Here is a 16,649-nt window from a genome sequence, read left to right on the forward strand (position 1 = left end):
ATGAATTGTTGGACGAAACATGGTAATCTGTAGATGGACAAATTAAATCAAGAGGAGAAAGACTATGAAACGACCAGAAGATACACGCGTCGTTGTCGGCATGTCCGGCGGGGTCGACTCCTCCGTGACGGCTTACCTGCTCAAGCAACAGGGATATGACGTCATCGGCATCTTCATGAAAAACTGGGATGATACCGATGAATTCGGCCACTGCACGGCGGAAGAAGACTTCCAGGATGTCCGGCGCGTCTGTGAACAAATTGGCATTCCATACTACACCGTGAATTTTGAAAAAGAATACATGGACAAGGTGTTCCAGTATTTTTTGGATGAATATAAACGCGGGCGCACACCGAATCCTGATGTGATGTGCAACCGTGAAATCAAGTTCGGCGAGCTGCTCGCCAAGGTCATGGACCTGGGAGCCGATTACATCGCCACCGGCCATTACGCGCAGGTGAAGTTCATCGACGGAGAGTACAAGCTGATCCGCGGCGCGGACAACAACAAAGACCAGACGTACTTCCTCAATGTGCTCGGCCAGGAGCAGTTGTCAAAAACGATGTTCCCGATCGGGCATTTGCCGAAGCCCGAGGTGCGCAAAATTGCCGAAGAAGCCGGGCTTTACACCGCGAAAAAGAAGGACAGCACAGGGATTTGCTTCATTGGCGAACGCAACTTCCGCGAGTTTTTGCAAAACTACTTGCCAGCCAAGCCCGGCAATATCGAAACGGTAGACGGAGACGTGATCGGGCAGCATGACGGCCTGATGTACTACACGCTCGGCCAGCGCCAAGGCCTGGGGATTGGCGGCGGGCACGGCAAGACCGGCCAGCCGTGGTTTGTGGTGGACAAAGACCTGGAGCGCAACGTCTTGATCGTCGGCGAAGGCTCCAACCATCCCCGCCTGTATTCGAGTAGCTTGCTGGCGACAGACGTAAGCTGGGTGAGCGCGAACAAGCCGACCGAATCGTTTGCGTGCACCGCGAAATTCCGCTATCGCCAGCCGGACCAGCAAGTGACGGTGCACATCCGCGAGGGCAACACCGTAGAAGTCGTTTTCGCCGAGCCGCAAAAAGCGGTTACTCCTGGCCAAGCCGTCGTCTTTTACGATGGGGAAGTGTGCCTGGGCGGAGGTACGATTGACAAGGTGCGTTTGATCGACAAAGAGAATTGAATAACGGGGGAAGCGCTTGGTGGATGCTACGAAAAAGTCAAAAGTGATTATTGTTTCGTTTTTGGCGGGAGCGCTTTTGCTGGGAATACTCGCTTACGTGGGGATGTCGGCCACGAGCAACGAGCACATGACCGTGATCGAGAGCGTCATCAAGGAAAAGGGTGGCGTGATTGAAGCGGGTGGTGTGACAGTGGTTCCTCCCGAGGAGAGTCCCTTCCCGAAAAGCGGAAAGGGCAACACCATCTATCGCATCGTGTACACGAAAGATGGGCAAAGCCTGACAGCCTGGTATCGCTCCGATAACCATTCCTCGATTATCAAGGAACCGGAAGAGTGGATTCTTCCGCATTAAGGATTAACCTGACTGGGAGAGTGAGGGGATTACATGACCCAATATGCTGGACTTCGTGAATTGGCCCAATTGATTCGCAGACTGGAGCCGCAGCTCGCAGGGGCGTCCCTGAGCATTTTGGCCCATGAAAATAAAGAAGAGATCGCTTCGCTTCTGGTGGATGGACTTGGCAGCGGCGTTTCGGTTCAAAACAGCTCCGGCGAGTACGCCAACCATCTGGCGAATTTGCGCGTGGGAGCGAACAAATACACGTTTGCCCAGGACTGGCGCGAAGTGTACATCAGCGAGATCAACTACTGCGCCTGTCGGATCCCTCCGGGCGCTCACGGTCTGTTGGTGCACCATACCGACTATCCGGGCGTCATTTACGACGTGTCCCGCAAGCTGGCTGACCACGAGATCAATATTTCCAAGATGAATGTGTCGCGTGAGCAAAAGGGGAAAAACGCCCTGTTGATTTGCGTCACCGACGAAGAGATTACGCCAACTGTCGTAGCTGCCATCGAGGAGCTGCCGCAGATCAACAAGGTGTTGTCTCTGCAATAGGCGAAAAGAGCAGTAGTGCATGCATGGCCGCTCATCGTTTTCGTATGGGCGGTTTTTTGCGTGTGCCGACTGCCTTGTTTGCTTGCTTGTGTGCATGGAGCGAGGCAAAGAAAAAACTGCCCTGACTAGCGGGCAGTTGGCTTGGAAGCAAAGCGAATGGCGTGACTGATGAGGACGTGCAGGACAGACGTGTGGTTTTCGTCCGGAAATTGGCGGAACGACGCTTCGATCTGCCCGTTGCCCATGGCGGACAACCGTTCAGCCATCGCCTGCGCCTTGACGTTGACGTGGAAGCGGCCGTCGTTTTCCAGCTCCCCGATGGCGAGCAGCGCTCTGACCCGCAAGTCGTCTGTGAGCAGGGACGGCAGGCGGCGCTCCTCTTCCAGCAGGACGCTTTCGTTCCAGTGGATCGACGGGCTGCCGGCGATGTAGCATTGGTACGCGTGTGGCCGGGTCAGCAAGGCATGCAGCACGAGCAAGCCGCCGAGCGAATGTCCGAAAATCGTTTGCCGCGTGCGGTCGACGGGCAAGTCCTTTTCGATCGCGGGCTTCACCGTGTCTTCGATGAAGCTGAGGAAGCCTTCTGCCCCGCCCATTTCCGGCCATTCGCCGCCGCGCGGATGAGCGGGCAGCTCGGATGCGGGAACGACATGGGTGAAGTCGTAGTAGCGCGATGGGTGGAACGGCGCTTCTGTCGGGTAGCCGATGCCGACGACGATGGCCGGATCGACGCCCGTTCTTTCCGGAACCCGGCATTGCAGGCGAATCGCTTCGGTCATGGTGCCAAACACCGAGTTGGCATCCAGCAAGTAAATGACCGGGAAGCCGGACGGCGGCAAAGCCACGTCGGGGATGCTGACGAAGATGTGGAACGTGCGGTCGTTGTATGTCATTTTTCTCGTTTGCGAACGCGGAATGGCTACTGCTTCATAAACCGTGCTTTCCATCAGGGGTCACTCTCCAATCGGCCGGTGGCGTTACCTTTTTTGTGCATGAAACCTATTATATGGACGCAAACCAGAGATTGGCAATAGAGAAATGAGAGAGATTATCAGTCGCCAAAATAGAGCATGCCGAGCTTGACTCCTACGATATATTGAGGTAAAGTAAGTTTTACCAACTACATATTGATGCGGACAGGTGTTTGCCACGCTATATTTGGTAGACTTAATAGGGAAGTCGGTGAAATTCCGACGCGGTCCCGCCACTGTGATGAGAGAGTTCCATTTGGTTTTTGCGCCACTGATTCAGCCGATCGGGAAGGCACGAATGGAGCGATGACCCCGAGCCAGGAGACCTGCCTGACCGTCAGCACTGTGTAACCTACGGGAGATAGGGAAGTGTTCGAGCGCTCCATTCGTTTTTCGGCGGATGGATACGATGGGGATCATCATGCGCATTCGACATTTTGGCGTCGGATGCGCTTTTACTTTGGCTAAAAAAGTATAGAACAGCAGTAAAGGATGAGGGACATGTTAATCGCTTTTGATTCGAAAACAGGAAACGTGAGACGATTCGTCAGCAAGCTCGATCTGCCGCACGTGGAGATTGATCCGGAGATGGTGATCGACGAGCCGTTCATTCTGGTCACGTACACGACAGGCTTTGGCCAGGTGCCGGAGAAGGTGGACCGTTTTCTGAAGCGGAATCATGTCTATTTGCGCGGCGTGTCAGCCAGCGGCAACCGCAACTGGGGAGCCAGCTTTGCCAAAAGCGCAGACACGATCGCCAGCCAATATGGCGTTCCGGTCATTTCCAAATTCGAACTGTCCGGTACCGGCCGTGACGTGGAACAATTTACGAGTGGGGTGGCAGCAATTGCGACACATTGAATTGAACAACCAACTGATGCAGCGAGGAAGCGACGGATTTTACCAACTGGAAAAGGACAGAGAGGCAGTCGCGGTCTTCATGGAAGAAGTACAGGCGAAGACGATGACCTTCAACAGCGTGAAAGAGCGCATGGACTATTTGATCGAAAATGACTTTTATGAAAATGTGTATGAAAGCTACACGGTTGAACAGGTCGATGAAGTGTTCCGCCTGGCGCATGACGCTGGTTTTCAATTCGCTTCGTACATGGCTATCTCCAAGTTTTACAAAGACTACGCCCTGAAAACAGACGACAAATCGATGTATCTGGAGCAGTACCCGGATCGGGTGGCGATTGTGGCGCTCTCGCTCGGGCGCGGAGACTTCGAACTGGCGAAGCGGCTGACCGTGTCGATGATGGACCAGCGACTCCAGCCGGCGACGCCGACGTTCCTCAATGCGGGGAAAAGCCGCCGCGGCGAAATGGTCTCCTGCTTCCTGCTGGAAATGGACGACTCCTTGAACTCGATCAACTACGTTCTCGGCACTTGCATGCAGCTTTCGAAAATCGGCGGCGGCGTGGCCGTCAACCTGTCCAAGCTGCGCGGGCGCGGAGAGCCGATCAAAGGCGTCGAGGGCGCAGCCAAGGGCGTCATGCCTGTACTCAAGCTGCTGGAGGACGCGTTTTCCTACGCCGATCAGATGGGGCAGCGCAAAGGCTCCGGGGCAGCCTACTACAACATCTTCGGCTGGGATATCAACGAGTTTCTCGATTGCAAAAAGATCAATGCCGATGAAAAGTCGCGGATCAAGACGCTGTCGATCGGCCTGATCGTGCCGAATGTGTTTTACAAGCTGGCAGAGGAAAACAAGCCGTTGACAGTGTTCGCTCCTTACTCCGTCTACAAGGAGTACGGCGCCCATCTGGATGATCTGGATCTCGACGAGATGTACGACGAGCTGGTGGCAAACGAGCGCGTCAAGAAAAAGGTAGTCATGAGCGCCCGCGAAATGCTCACCAAGATCGCGATGATCCAGATGGAGTCGGGCTACCCGTACATCATGAACAAGACGAACGCGAACAAAAATCACGCGCTGAAGGACATCGGCTCCGTGAAAATGTCCAACCTGTGCACGGAAATTTTCCAGCTCCAGGAGACGTCCACGATTACCAACTACGGCGAGCCGGACATCATCCGCCGCGACATTAGCTGCAATCTCGCTTCCTTGAACATCGTCAACGTGATGGAGCACAAAAAAGTGCGCGAATCCGTGCGCGAGGGCATCGAGGCGATCACCGCCGTGAGCGATGTGACCCGCGTGGAAAATGCGCCAGGCGTGCAAAAGGCCAACCGCGAGCTGCATTCCGTCGGGCTGGGTGCGATGAACCTGAACGGCTACCTGGCGAAAAACAAGATCGCCTACGAGAGCGAGGAAGCAAAAGACTTCGCCCGCACGTTCTTCATGATGATGAACTTCTACTCGCTGGAAATGAGCATGGAGATCGCCATGGCCAAAGGGGAAACCTTCATGGGCTTCGAGCAGTCGGAGTACGCCAAAGGCACGTATTTTGACAAATACCTCGCAAACGACTACCGTCCGCGCACGGAAAAAGGCAAGCAACTGTTCGCAGGCATGCACATTCCGACGCCGGAGGATTGGGCCGCGCTCAAGCAAAAGGTGCAGAAGAACGGACTGTATCACGCGTACCGTCTGGCGATTGCGCCGACGCAGAGCATTTCCTACATTCAGAATGCGACGTCGAGCGTGATGCCGGTTGTCGAGCACATCGAAACGAGAACGTACGCGAACTCGACGACCTACTACCCGATGCCGTATTTGTCGCAGGAAAACTATTTTTACTACAAATCTGCCTATGTGATCGACCAGTTCAAAGTGATCGATCTGATCGCCGAAATCCAGGAGCATGTGGACCAAGGCATTTCCACCGTGCTGCACGTCAACAGCAACATCTCGACCAGAGAGCTGGCGCGCTACTATATTTACGCCGCGAAAAAAGGCTTGAAGTCGCTCTACTACACGCGCACCAAGCATTTGACGGTAGAAGAGTGCATTAGCTGCGCCGTTTAAGCCGTTTACTGTGAGGAACCATCCGGCATGGAACAAAGTTTTTTCAGAGAAGAGGAACGCCCTAATGAAAGCTGTCAATTGGAACAGGCCAGACGACGATTTTACGATGACGTTTTGGAACCAGAACATCATGCAGTTCTGGACCGATGACGAGATTCCGCTCTCGGATGACAAAATGTCCTGGATGGAGCTCAGCGCTTCGGAACGGGACACGTACAAAAAAGTGCTCGGCGGACTGACTTTGCTCGACACCGTGCAAGGCGGCGTCGGGATGCCGAAAATCATGGAGCATGTGGACGGGCTGCAGCGCAAAGCCGTCCTGGCTTTCATGGGCATGATGGAGCAAATCCACGCCAAATCGTACAGCAGCATTTTCACGACGCTCGCGGCCACGGAGGAAATTGACGAAATTTTTGCCTGGGTGGAGCAGAGTCCGCATCTGCAAAAGAAAGCGGCGCTGATCGCAAAGCGCTACCAGGAGATCGAGACGCCAAAAGATTTGTACATGGCGATGGTCGCCTCCGTCTTTTTGGAAAGCTACCTGTTTTACAGCGGCTTTTTCTACCCGCTCTTTTTGGCCGGGCAGGGCAAGATGACGAGCAGCGGCGAAATCATCGACCTGATCGTCCGGGACGAGAGCATTCACGGCCTGTACGTCGGCGTGCTCGCGCAGGAAGTGTACCAGCGGCTCAGCGTCGTGGAGCAGGCGACGGTCAAAGAGGAGCTGTACGCGCTATTGCACGAGCTGCACCAAAACGAAGAGGAGTACACTGTCTCCTTGTACACAGAGATTGGCCTGGCGGACGAGGTGTTGGCCTACGTGCGATACAACGCGAACAAAGCGTTGATGAATCTGGGGCTGGAGCCGTTTTTCCCCGAGGAGGAAGTCAACCCGATCGTCTTGAACGGGATTCGCACGCACACGAAGCAGCATGATTTCTTCTCGAAAAAAGGCAATGGCTACGTCCGCACGCTCAACGTCGAGCCGCTGACGGATGACGATTTTCGCTTTGAGTAAAAAAGTTAAACGATCGTTTAAAAGGGTTGCTGTCTACAGACGGCAGCCTTTTTGTCGTGCCCGTTACGCGAAAAGGGGCGAGCGGCGCGCATGCACAGGCGCGCGCGAAGTAGCGGATGAGTTGCCCACATTCCTTCCTGTGAGATTTTCTCGATCAAGAATCTTTTATAGAAAGGAATAAAAGAATTCTTCATTTTAAAATACCTTTTCATTCATATTTATGTTATAAATAAATGATGTGTCGGCTCTTTTGATTGCCATCCGGTCGAGCCGAGTTGGGCTTAGGCTGGAACAGCAAAGCGGCAGTGACGAGAGTCGCAGAATCATCGTGTCATGCGTCTGGAGGACTGATTTATCTGACAATGAATCCAGTGTTATCCAGTTTGGCTGGAGGCTGGACGAGCCGCTAGACTTCGTGAATTTTTTCACTAATCTGAGGGTTCCTTACAAGGCCCTTCGTTCTTACTCACAGGAGGTTTTTGTCATGCTTCAAAAAGTTTCATATTCGTTTATCGTCATCATCGGATTTATGCTGTTTGCGCTGTTTTTCGGAGCAGGCAACCTGATTTTTCCACCGATGCTGGGACAGATGGCGGGAACGAACGTCTGGGAAGCCAACGCCGGTTTTCTCGTGACAGGGGTTGGCTTGCCACTTTTGGCAATTACAGCGTTGGTGTATTCAGGTAAAGACGATTTGCGTTCGCTCGCAAGCCGTGTGCACCCGCTGTTCGGTCTTGTTTTCACGATTTTGCTCTATTTGGCGATCGGGCCGTTTTTTGCGATTCCGCGCTCCGGGAATGTTTCGTTTGAGATCGGGATCAAGCCGTTCTTGTCCGAGCAGGCCGGGCCTTTGCCGTTGATTGTGTTTACCGTCTTGTTCTTCACGCTCGCTTGCCTGTTGTCGCTCAATCCAGGAAAAATTATCAATGTAGTCGGAAAAGTCTTGACACCGATGAAGCTGACGTTTATCGGCATCATCGTCCTGACGGCGATTGTGTATCCGATTGGCGAGCTGCAAGCGCCAGTGGGCGATTACCAGTCCAAGGCGTTTTTCAAAGGATTCCAGGACGGCTATTTGACGCTGGACGCGCTCGGGGCGTTTGTATTCGGCATCATCATCGTCAATGCGATCAAGGAAAAAGGGGTTACGTCGAAAAAGCAAATTTTGCTGACGTGCGCCAAAGCAACGCTGATTGCGGGTGCGCTCCTGGCGTTTTTCTACTCGGTGCTTGCCTACATGGGCGCTTCCAGCGTGGAAAAGCTCGGCCATTTGGAAAACGGGGCGCAAATTTTGGCCAAAGTGTCGAATTATTACTTCGGTTCTTACGGCGGCCTGCTGCTCGGCCTGATGATTACTGCGGCGTGCCTGACGACCAGCGTCGGATTGATTACGGCGTGCTCGTCGTATTTCCACGCGATGTTTCCGCGCATTTCGTATAAAAAGTTTGCCGTCATTTTGGCTGTGTTCAGTACGCTCGTCGCCAATATCGGGTTGACTGCGCTCATCAAGGTGTCTGTTCCGATTTTGACGACGATGTACCCAATCGCCATCTCGCTGATCTTTTTGACGTTTTTGCATCAAGGGTTTGGCGGTCGGCCAGAGGTGTATCAAGGCAGCTTGTTCGGTACGTTTCTCGTCAGCCTGTTTGACGGGCTGAATGCTGCCGGGGTCGAGCTTGCGGCGATCAACGACGTCTTTTCCCGCTACTTGCCGATGTACACGATCGGCCTGGGCTGGCTGCTGCCTGCATTGATCGGGGGCGTTGGCGGCTACCTCGTTTATTTGATGCGCAAACCATCGCTGCGCGCGCGTGAGCTTCGCCTGACCAAGCAATAGGACAGGCATTATGAGGAAGCAGCCTGAACGTTGACATCAGTTTGCAAAGTGGAAATAGTTTAGCATGACAAAAACTGGTTTACGTGTTACTGTATGAAGAAAGGTGTGTCCCGCCCATTTTTGGGGCACATGCACTCATACCGACAATTTCATATGAGTGGAGACAGGTTCCTTGGCGATGAATATCGGCGCAAGGATGAAAAGGGAAGTCGGTGAGAATCCGACACGGTCCCGCCACTGTATGAGGGGAGTTTGCACAACTTTTGGCCACTGGTCGAGCTGACTGGGAAGGCGTTGTGCAGATCATGATCCTCAAGTCAGGAGACCTGCCTGTTTCGACAACACTGCTTAACCTACGGGAGATAGGGAGGTGTTAGGATGCTGTGATCTCAGTGTTTATTTGGCATTTCTAACGTTCTTTCTGATCGTTGGAGATGCCTTTTTTATTGGGCGAAATCGAAAAAATGATCGCAAAGGATGGAGAGGAAGCAAATGAAAAGCAGCAACTTGGGATATCCGCGGATCGGCAAAGATCGCGAGTGGAAAAAGGCACTGGAAGCTTTTTGGGCGGGGAAACTCGACGAGACGACATTCCTTGCGCAAATGGAGCAAATTCGCAAGCAGCACCTGGTCAAACAACAAAAAAAGGGGATCGACTGGATTCCGGTCAACGACTTTACTTTCTACGACCACATGCTCGACATGGCGGTCATGTTCGGCCTGATTCCGAAGCGGTTCGCGTATGCGGGCGGTCCGGTGCCGCTGGCTACGTATTTTGCGATGGCGCGCGGCAACAAAGACGCGGTCGCCAGCGAAATGACCAAGTGGTTCAACACGAACTACCACTATATCGTCCCCGAGTTCGGCGAGCGCACGCCTGTCTTGACGGAAAACAGGCCGCTGCAAGCGTACCTGGAGGCGAGAGATCAGCTAGGGATCGCCGGCAAGCCTGTCATCGTCGGGCCGTACACGTTTGTCAAGCTGTCCAAAGGGTATGCCAAAGACGAATTTGAACGCGTCGTCGATCAGATCGTGCCGCTGTACGTGGACGTCCTTCGCGAGTTGGAACTGCACGGCGTCGAGTGGGTGCAGATCGACGAGCCTGCGTTTGTCCTCGATCTTACCGGGCAAGACAAAGTGCTCATTCGTCGCGTGTACGAGCAGTTCAGCCAGGCGCTGCCGCACCTGAAGCTGATGGTGCAGACGTACTTTGAAGCGGTGGACTGGTACGAGGAGCTGATTGAACTGCCTGTCCACGGTTTGGGCCTTGATTTTGTTCACGGGAAAACAGCGAACCTGGCCAACTTGACGACGCACGGTTTTCCGCAAGACAAAGTGCTCGGCGCCGGGGTCATCGACGGACGCAACATTTGGCGCTCGGCCCTGGAGGAAAAGTGGGAGTTGGTCAAAACGTTGTGCACCGTAGTAGCCCCAGAGCGGGTATGGGTTCAGCCGTCGAGCAGCCTGCTGCACGTTCCGGTTACCGTCGAAGACGAAACCGATTTGCCGGAAGAAGTGCGCGTCGCATTGGCGTTTGCCGATGAGAAATTGGCTGAAGTGCGCTTATTAGTCCAAGGTTTCCAATATGGAAAGTATGTTATCTCGAAGGAAATCGCCCAGAACGAGAAAGACTTGCAGCGCTTGGCCCAATCTCCGGCACGGAACCGCCAGGAAGTGCAGGAGGCGAGAAAAGCGCTGGCGTCGACAGCGGCGAAGCGGGCAGTGCCGTTCCACGAGCGTCGCGAGATTCAGCAGGCGACGTGGAAGCTTCCGCTGCTGCCAACGACGACGATCGGCAGCTTCCCGCAGACGACAGAAGTTCGCCAGGCCAGACAGCAGTTCAAAAAAGGAAACTGGACCGTCGAACAGTACGATGCGTTCATTCAGGAGCAAATCCGCGAGTGGATCGCCATTCAGGAACAGATCGGCCTGGATGTGCTGGTGCACGGCGAGTTCGAGCGGACAGACATGGTGGAATATTTCGGAGAAAAGCTCGACGGCTTCGTTTTCACGAAAAACGGCTGGGTGCAGTCGTACGGCTCCCGTTGCGTCAAACCGCCGGTCATTTACGGCGACGTGCAGTTCGTCTCCCCGATGACGGTCAAGGAGAGCGTATATGCCAAGTCGTTGACGGATAAACCAGTGAAAGGGATGCTGACAGGTCCTTCCACGATTTTAAACTGGTCGTTCGTGCGCGACGACGTCTCCCGTCAGGAAGTGTGCGAGCAGATCGCGCTGGCGCTGCGCAAAGAGGTGGAGGCGCTGGAAGCGGCGGGCATTCGCATGATTCAGGTGGATGAGCCGGCATTGCGGGAAGGCTTGCCGCTCAAGCAGGCAGACAGAGCCGCGTATCTGGACTGGGCGGTCAAGTCGTTCCGGGTCGCTACCTCGACAGTCGAGCCTGGCACGCAAATTCATACGCACATGTGCTATTGCGAATTCCACGATTTCATCGACGCCATCAGCGAGCTGGATGCCGATGTGATCTCGATCGAAACTTCCCGCAGCCACGGCGAGCTCGTCTCGGTGTTCGGGACGTGCACGTACGACAAAGGGATCGGCCTCGGCGTCTACGACATCCACAGCCCGCGCGTTCCGGCTGTGGCCGAGATCGAGGAAATGGTGTCCCGCGGCGTGCAAGTCCTGCCGCCAGGGCAATTCTGGATCAACCCGGATTGCGGGCTGAAGACGCGGGGCCGAGAGGAAACAATCGCGTCTCTGAAAAACATGGTAGCGGCGACACACGCAGTACGAAACCGCCTGGCACAAAAAGCATAAGCATGAGCGAGAGGAGCAGTACAGATGGCAACAGAAGCCCAGATCGCAACAGAAGCACGGCCTGTCGGGCAGTCGAGAACTTTTTTGACAGACCTCGTCTTCCCGCCGGATACGAACCATCACAATACGATCTTCGGCGGCAAAGTAATGGCGTACGTCGACAAGATCGCCTGCATCGCGGCGATGCGCCATTGCCGCAAGCCGGTAGTCACCGCGTCCAGCGATTCGTTCGATTTCCTCGCGCCGATCAAGACAGGGGAAGCGATCAACCTGGAAGCGTACGTCACCTGGACGCACAACACGTCGATGGAAGTGTTCGTGAAGGTGGAGTCGGAAAATCTGTTGACAGGCGAAAAACGCATGACCGCGAGAGCGTACTTGACGATGATCGCCCTCGACGAGCAAGGCAAGCCGACGCTGGTGCCCGCCGTCATCCCGGAAACCGAGGAGGAGCGCCTCCAGCACGAAAAGGCGAAGCATCGCTACGCGCTGAGGAAGCAGCGGAAGGCGGAGTTGTAGTCACCGTTGCAAGAAACAGCATACAGCAACAAAAGCAATGCCAAAAGCCCTCACCGACAGGTTGAGGGCTTTTGCTGTGAGCGGCACGCAGGCACTAAGGGATCAAGGGCAAACACACAATGCGGCACGGGGAAAGCCGCAACGTCAAAACAACTGTTGCCGCACCAACGGCCGCAGCTCCTCTGTAAACTGCTCGACTAGCTCGGGCCGTCCGTGAAACTGTGCAGGCGTATTTTGAAACAGTACGGCTTCCCACTGCTCGCCCTGCTTTTTCGCTACGAGCGTCTGGTGCGCATGGAGCGCTGGATCAAGCTCGTCTTTTCCGGGAGGGATCATGCCGACCATGGCGCGAACCATCCCCACTTCCTCGCTGAGCAGGCATGCGGACTTGATTTTGTACACAAAGGGGGGAGTCAGATGGTGGGAAAAAACGTCGTGCAGGTGCGTAAAAATGGCGGCTCGTCCGATCAGATGGCTGCCGTCAAAGCCGATAAGCTCGCCGTCTGCCGCGAACGGAGCGGACATGCCGGATGCACTGTGTTCGTTCCAGCCGCGAATGACTTGCCGGTAGAGGGTGCGAATCGCATCTTCGTGTGTGGCTGTGCCCATCCTGGCGTACCTCCTTGGGTGGCTGTTTGAACCATAGTGTATCATACGAACCCGAAACGATGTCAAAGGCTTGTGAGCACGCACCGAACGCTACTTTCAGGATCGCGCCGCGCGTGTGCATGGTCTGCTGTGGCTGCCGTGCGCTTCGCTGCGAGTGTGTTTCCATCCGGATGGAGTTCCGGTCGTACAGCGATGGCAGGCAGCAAACTGAAGGATAAACTACATTTTTCAATATGTATTGAAGTGAATTAATGCAAAAGATATACTATTCTCAAAACTTGCACCAAACGAAACGCAAAGGAGTCTTTTCGGTATGGATCAGGATCAGCACCAGCACGTAAAAGAACGCATTCGCAAGCAATACGGCCATTTGACCGCCAGCCAAAAGATCATTTCCAAAATCGCCCTCGAAAAGCCGAGCCTGCTAGCTATCCATACGGCCAAAAAAATCGCGGAGCTGACGAATACGAGTGAGGCGACCGTCATTCGTTTTTGCTACGCGCTGGGCTATTCCGGCTACACAGAGTTGCAGGAGGAGATCAAAAAGTCGCTGTTGATCGGCGACCAGAGAAAGGGGCCGATCCAGAAATACCGCGACACCGAAGCTGCGCTCACCCGCGACAATTACGCGCACCAGGTCATCGAAACCGACATCGCCTACCTCCAGCAAAGCTTGCAGCAGATCGACTACGGCTTGCTGCATCAGGCTGTGCAAAGCATTATGGCGGCGCACCGGATCGTCGTCGTAGGGTTTCGCTGGTGCCACATCCCGGCGAAGTGGCTGTTTTCCGCCTTGAACGCGATCAAGGGCAACACCCACCTGTACACGGGCGCGGTCGACAACGCCGACTACTTTTTGACCGAACGCGAGCAGGAGTGGCTCGTCATTGCGCTTTCTTTTCCGCGCCATCCGAGCGAGACGGTCGCCATGGTGCATTCCGCCAAGGCATTGGGGGCAAAAGTGCTCGCGATTACCGAGGGCGAGCTGTCGCCGATCAGCCAGGCTGCCGATCTGCTGCTGAAAATCACGACGCCGCAGCCTGTTGCGACCAGCGGCATGCCTACGCTGTTTTCGGTGCTGAATGTCCTCGTCAAAGGGGTGATGGTCCACGATGCTGCGCGTGTGCAACAACGGCTGCAGCACTACGATGAGATCAGCTCGAAGCTCTACTCCTTCGTCGGAGAAGAGGAAGAAGACTTTTCGATCTATTAAAATCCAACGCTTATCAAAAAAGTAAGGGAGGATGCAGCCATGTCTTTGCCCGTTTGGTTCGCCGCTACAGGCGACAGCTTTCTCACATGCGACTTGCCTTATCGCGATCACGCTTTTCAGGAAGTAGCCCGTTTGCTGCATCGTGCCGATGTGCGCATCGCCAATCTGGAGTCGACCGTGCACGACAACGAAGGCTATCCGAGCGCGCAAAGCGGCGGCACCTGGGCGATGTCGCCGCCAGCTTCGTTGCAGGTATTGAAGGACTATGGCTTTAACATGATCGGCTGGGCGAACAATCACACGCTCGACTATTTGTACGGCGGGCTGGAAGCGACGGAGCGCCACCTGAATGAATACGGCTTCGTCCATGCCGGCGCTGGCAAAAATCTCGCGGAGGCGTCCGCTCCCCGCTATCTCGAATGCGAGTCGGCGAGAGTGGCCTTGATCGCGGCGACATCGACGTTCCATCCGTGGTGGGCGGCGGGCGAACAGCGTCCAGACAGCATCGGCCGCCCCGGAATCAATCCGCTGCGCTACGTCATGACGCATTATTTGCAGCCGGAAAAGCTCGCCAGGCTGCAAGAGATTGCCGCTGTGACAGACATCAACGCCTTCAACAAGCTATTGATCGAGGAAGGCTTCATGAACGATCCGGGCAAAGACGTTTTTTTGTTCGGAAACGCCCGCTTTATGGCGGGAGAAGAGGAGGGGACGACGACTCAGCCGCATCCGCGCGATCGGGCCCGGATCGTGCAGCGGATCGGGGAGGCGAAGCGGCGCGCCGACTACGTCGTGGTCAGCATTCACGCGCATGAGATGAAAGGCGATGCCAAAGAGGTGCCCGCAGACTTTTTGCCTGTTTTCGCCAAAGCGTGTATCGACGCCGGGGCGCATGCCGTGGTTGGGCACGGTCCGCATCTGCTGCGCGGCATCGAAATTTACAAAAACAGGCCGATCTTTTACAGCCTGGGCGATTTCGTCTTCCAGACCGAGTTAGTGACGACGCAGCCGGCCGATTTTTACGAACATTACGGGCTGGACCATACGCACAACGTCGCAGACGCGCTGGAGGCGATGAGCGCGAACTACACGCGCGGCTTGTGCGTGCACAAAGAGGTGTGGCAGTCGGTCATTCCGCTGTGGAGTATGCAAAATGGCGAGCTGGTCGAGCTGGAGCTGCACCCGATTGAGCTTGGCTTCGAGCAGCCTGTCTATCGGATGGGCTGGCCGAGACTGAGCGCGAACCCGGAGATTTTGCTCGGACTGCGGGCGCTTTGCGAACCGTACGGCACGGTTATCGAAATGGACAACGGCATCGGGAGGGTGCGGCTGCAAAAAGGCTGAGCTGGCTGCGCCGAATCTGCTTTCCATCCCATACTTGAATGGAGTGATTCACATGATGGCGAGAATCACCATGGTCATGCTGTTCGTGCTGTACATGATTAACTATGCGGACAAAACGATTGCGGGCTATTCTGCGGTACCGATTATGGCAGAGTTTTCCCTGTCGCAAAAAGAGTGGGGGCTGGTCGGAAGCAGCTTCTTCTGGTTTTTCTCGATCGCCGGAATCCTGGGGGCGGCGCTCTCGGACCGGATCGGGACGAAAAAGATGCTCGCCATCATGGCTTTGTCCTGGACGGTCATCCAGTTTGGCGCTTATGCGATCGCCGGATTGCCGATGCTCGTGGTCGCGAGGGTGCTGCTTGGCATCGGCGAAGGCCCGTTTTGGGCGACGGTGGTCAGCCACCTGAACAAATGGTTTCCCGAAGAAAAGCGCGGGCTCGTCTATTCGACCGTCAACTTCGGCGCTTTTGTGGGCGCTGTGGCCTCGGCTCCGCTGCTGGTTTCGCTCATTGACAGCAACGGCTGGCGGTTTGCCTGGGCGTTCATGGGCGCTCTCAGCCTGATTTGGCTTTTGATCTGGCTGTGGGTCGGCAAGGACAGACTGCCGATCAGCGTCGAGGCGGCAAAGCCTGCGGCAGCTTTGCCCAAAGCCAGGTGGACGGACATCTCCGGCGTCCTGCTCTCGGCGACGTTTTTGCTCTGCTTTCTCATTTATTTCGCGCAAATTTGGGGCACGACGTTTGCCTCTGTATGGGAGCCTGTCTACCTGGTGCAAGTCATCCATTTAACGAATCAGCAAATGGCCTACTCGATTGCCGGGATGGGGCTTTTGGCAGGGCTGATGACCATCCTGATTTCCTGGACAGGGGATCGCCTCTATAAAAAGCATCGCAGCTACCGAAAATCGTACGTGCTGGTAGGGGGAGTCTCGATCATTTTGGGTGGCGTGTGCTTTTATGCGGTCACCTTCGTCCAGTCGACGCCGCTTGTGCTAATCGCGCTCTGCCTGGGAAAAGGGTTTGCTTTTTCCGTGGGCACGGCCGCCTCTGTCATCGTCAGCAGCATGCTGCCAGAACGCACGGGCTTGCTTGTAGGCGTGCTGTCCAGTCTCGTCACGCTGGCCGGGATAATTTCTCCGCTCGTCACGGGCTCGATTGTGCAGGCAGCAGGGAATGTCGGCGTCGGCTTCAGCCATGCGATGATCGTGAATGCGCTCTTGTTTGTCGGCTGCGGCGTCCTCTTTCTGCTCTTTGCCAAACGGGAAGAAAAAAAGACGCCGTTGCTCGCAGAAATCCCTACGGTTTCCTAAAAGAAATGCTTTATCCGGCTCGTTTCAGGTGTTAAAATTTTCTG

The 16,649-nt window shown here is 55.1% G+C and carries 14 protein-coding genes and 2 riboswitches; of the genes, 12 read left to right on the forward strand and 2 right to left on the reverse strand.

Annotated features, from left to right (window positions below; all coding sequences use genetic code 11):
- Positions 1 to 64: 64 nt before the first annotated feature.
- From mnmA to BA6348_RS14580, 3 genes are read left to right on the forward strand one after another with little or no spacing between them, the layout of a single operon-like run.
- Entirely contained in the window at positions 65 to 1,177 is a 1,113-nt protein-coding gene (mnmA, locus tag BA6348_RS14570; RefSeq protein ID WP_005834859.1) for a tRNA 2-thiouridine(34) synthase MnmA, read from the forward strand.
- Positions 1,178 to 1,196: 19 nt separating this feature from the next.
- Positions 1,197 to 1,529 (forward strand): hypothetical protein, encoded by a 333-nt coding sequence (locus BA6348_RS14575; protein WP_005834861.1) that lies wholly within the window; start codon positions 1,197 to 1,199, stop codon positions 1,527 to 1,529.
- Positions 1,530 to 1,562: 33 nt separating this feature from the next.
- Positions 1,563 to 2,075: an ACT domain-containing protein gene (locus tag BA6348_RS14580; RefSeq protein ID WP_005834863.1), complete on the forward strand. Its 513-nt coding sequence runs from the start codon at positions 1,563 to 1,565 to the stop codon at positions 2,073 to 2,075.
- Positions 2,076 to 2,200: 125 nt separating this feature from the next.
- On the opposite strand, the gene BA6348_RS14585 is transcribed toward BA6348_RS14580, so the two are convergent.
- Positions 2,201 to 3,022, reverse strand: coding sequence for an alpha/beta hydrolase (locus BA6348_RS14585; protein ID WP_005834865.1), 822 nt, complete (start codon positions 3,020 to 3,022; stop codon positions 2,201 to 2,203).
- A 174-nt stretch (positions 3,023 to 3,196) separates the two neighbouring features.
- Positions 3,197 to 3,394: riboswitch (cobalamin riboswitch) on the forward strand.
- A 153-nt stretch (positions 3,395 to 3,547) separates the two neighbouring features.
- On the opposite strand from BA6348_RS14585, the gene nrdI reads away from it, so the two are divergent.
- The 6 genes from nrdI to BA6348_RS14615 all read left to right on the forward strand — a co-directional run bounded on the left by nrdI (position 3,548) and on the right by BA6348_RS14615 (position 12,130).
- Entirely contained in the window at positions 3,548 to 3,907 is a 360-nt protein-coding gene (nrdI, locus tag BA6348_RS14590; RefSeq protein WP_005834868.1) for a class Ib ribonucleoside-diphosphate reductase assembly flavoprotein NrdI, read from the forward strand.
- Positions 3,894 to 5,978 (forward strand): class 1b ribonucleoside-diphosphate reductase subunit alpha, encoded by a 2,085-nt coding sequence (gene nrdE, locus BA6348_RS14595; RefSeq protein WP_007781999.1) that lies wholly within the window; start codon positions 3,894 to 3,896, stop codon positions 5,976 to 5,978. Before nrdI ends, nrdE begins: the two co-directional genes overlap by 14 nt.
- 64 nt (positions 5,979 to 6,042) lie before the next feature.
- Positions 6,043 to 6,996, forward strand: a complete 954-nt coding sequence (gene nrdF, locus BA6348_RS14600) for a class 1b ribonucleoside-diphosphate reductase subunit beta (protein ID WP_005834871.1) — start codon at positions 6,043 to 6,045, stop codon at positions 6,994 to 6,996.
- 484 nt (positions 6,997 to 7,480) lie between these two features.
- Positions 7,481 to 8,833 (forward strand): branched-chain amino acid transport system II carrier protein, encoded by a 1,353-nt coding sequence (gene brnQ, locus BA6348_RS14605; RefSeq protein WP_007782002.1) that lies wholly within the window; start codon positions 7,481 to 7,483, stop codon positions 8,831 to 8,833.
- A gap of 148 nt (positions 8,834 to 8,981) precedes the next feature.
- A riboswitch (cobalamin riboswitch) is annotated at positions 8,982 to 9,181 on the forward strand.
- Between the two features lie 144 nt (positions 9,182 to 9,325).
- A complete protein-coding gene (gene metE, locus BA6348_RS14610) occupies positions 9,326 to 11,611 on the forward strand; it encodes a 5-methyltetrahydropteroyltriglutamate--homocysteine S-methyltransferase (protein ID WP_007782007.1) in 2,286 nt (761 codons plus the stop codon).
- Positions 11,612 to 11,635: 24 nt separating this feature from the next.
- Complete coding sequence (locus BA6348_RS14615; RefSeq protein WP_005834877.1) at positions 11,636 to 12,130, forward strand: acyl-CoA thioesterase; 495 nt, start codon at positions 11,636 to 11,638, stop codon at positions 12,128 to 12,130.
- A gap of 144 nt (positions 12,131 to 12,274) precedes the next feature.
- Here the strand turns inward: BA6348_RS14615 and BA6348_RS14620 are convergent, their stop codons facing one another.
- Positions 12,275 to 12,739 carry an SgcJ/EcaC family oxidoreductase gene (locus BA6348_RS14620; RefSeq protein WP_005834879.1) on the reverse strand — a complete coding sequence of 155 codons (465 nt, stop codon included), beginning with the start codon at positions 12,737 to 12,739 and terminating at the stop codon, positions 12,275 to 12,277.
- A gap of 313 nt (positions 12,740 to 13,052) precedes the next feature.
- Between BA6348_RS14620 and BA6348_RS14625 the strand changes: the two genes are divergently transcribed.
- The 3 genes from BA6348_RS14625 to BA6348_RS14635 are packed head-to-tail and all read left to right on the forward strand — an operon-like array spanning position 13,053 to position 16,605.
- Positions 13,053 to 13,952, forward strand: coding sequence for a MurR/RpiR family transcriptional regulator (locus BA6348_RS14625; RefSeq protein ID WP_005834882.1), 900 nt, complete (start codon positions 13,053 to 13,055; stop codon positions 13,950 to 13,952).
- 39 nt (positions 13,953 to 13,991) lie between these two features.
- On the forward strand, positions 13,992 to 15,296 hold the full coding sequence (locus tag BA6348_RS14630; RefSeq protein ID WP_005834884.1) for a CapA family protein: 1,305 nt from the start codon (positions 13,992 to 13,994) through the stop codon (positions 15,294 to 15,296).
- A 52-nt stretch (positions 15,297 to 15,348) separates the two neighbouring features.
- Positions 15,349 to 16,605, forward strand: coding sequence for an MFS transporter (locus tag BA6348_RS14635; RefSeq protein ID WP_026557251.1), 1,257 nt, complete (start codon positions 15,349 to 15,351; stop codon positions 16,603 to 16,605).
- The last annotated feature ends 44 nt before the right edge of the window (positions 16,606 to 16,649 follow it).

It is taken from the genome of Brevibacillus agri (genome assembly GCF_004117055.1).
Classification (GTDB): Bacteria; Bacillota; Bacilli; order Brevibacillales; family Brevibacillaceae; genus Brevibacillus; species Brevibacillus agri.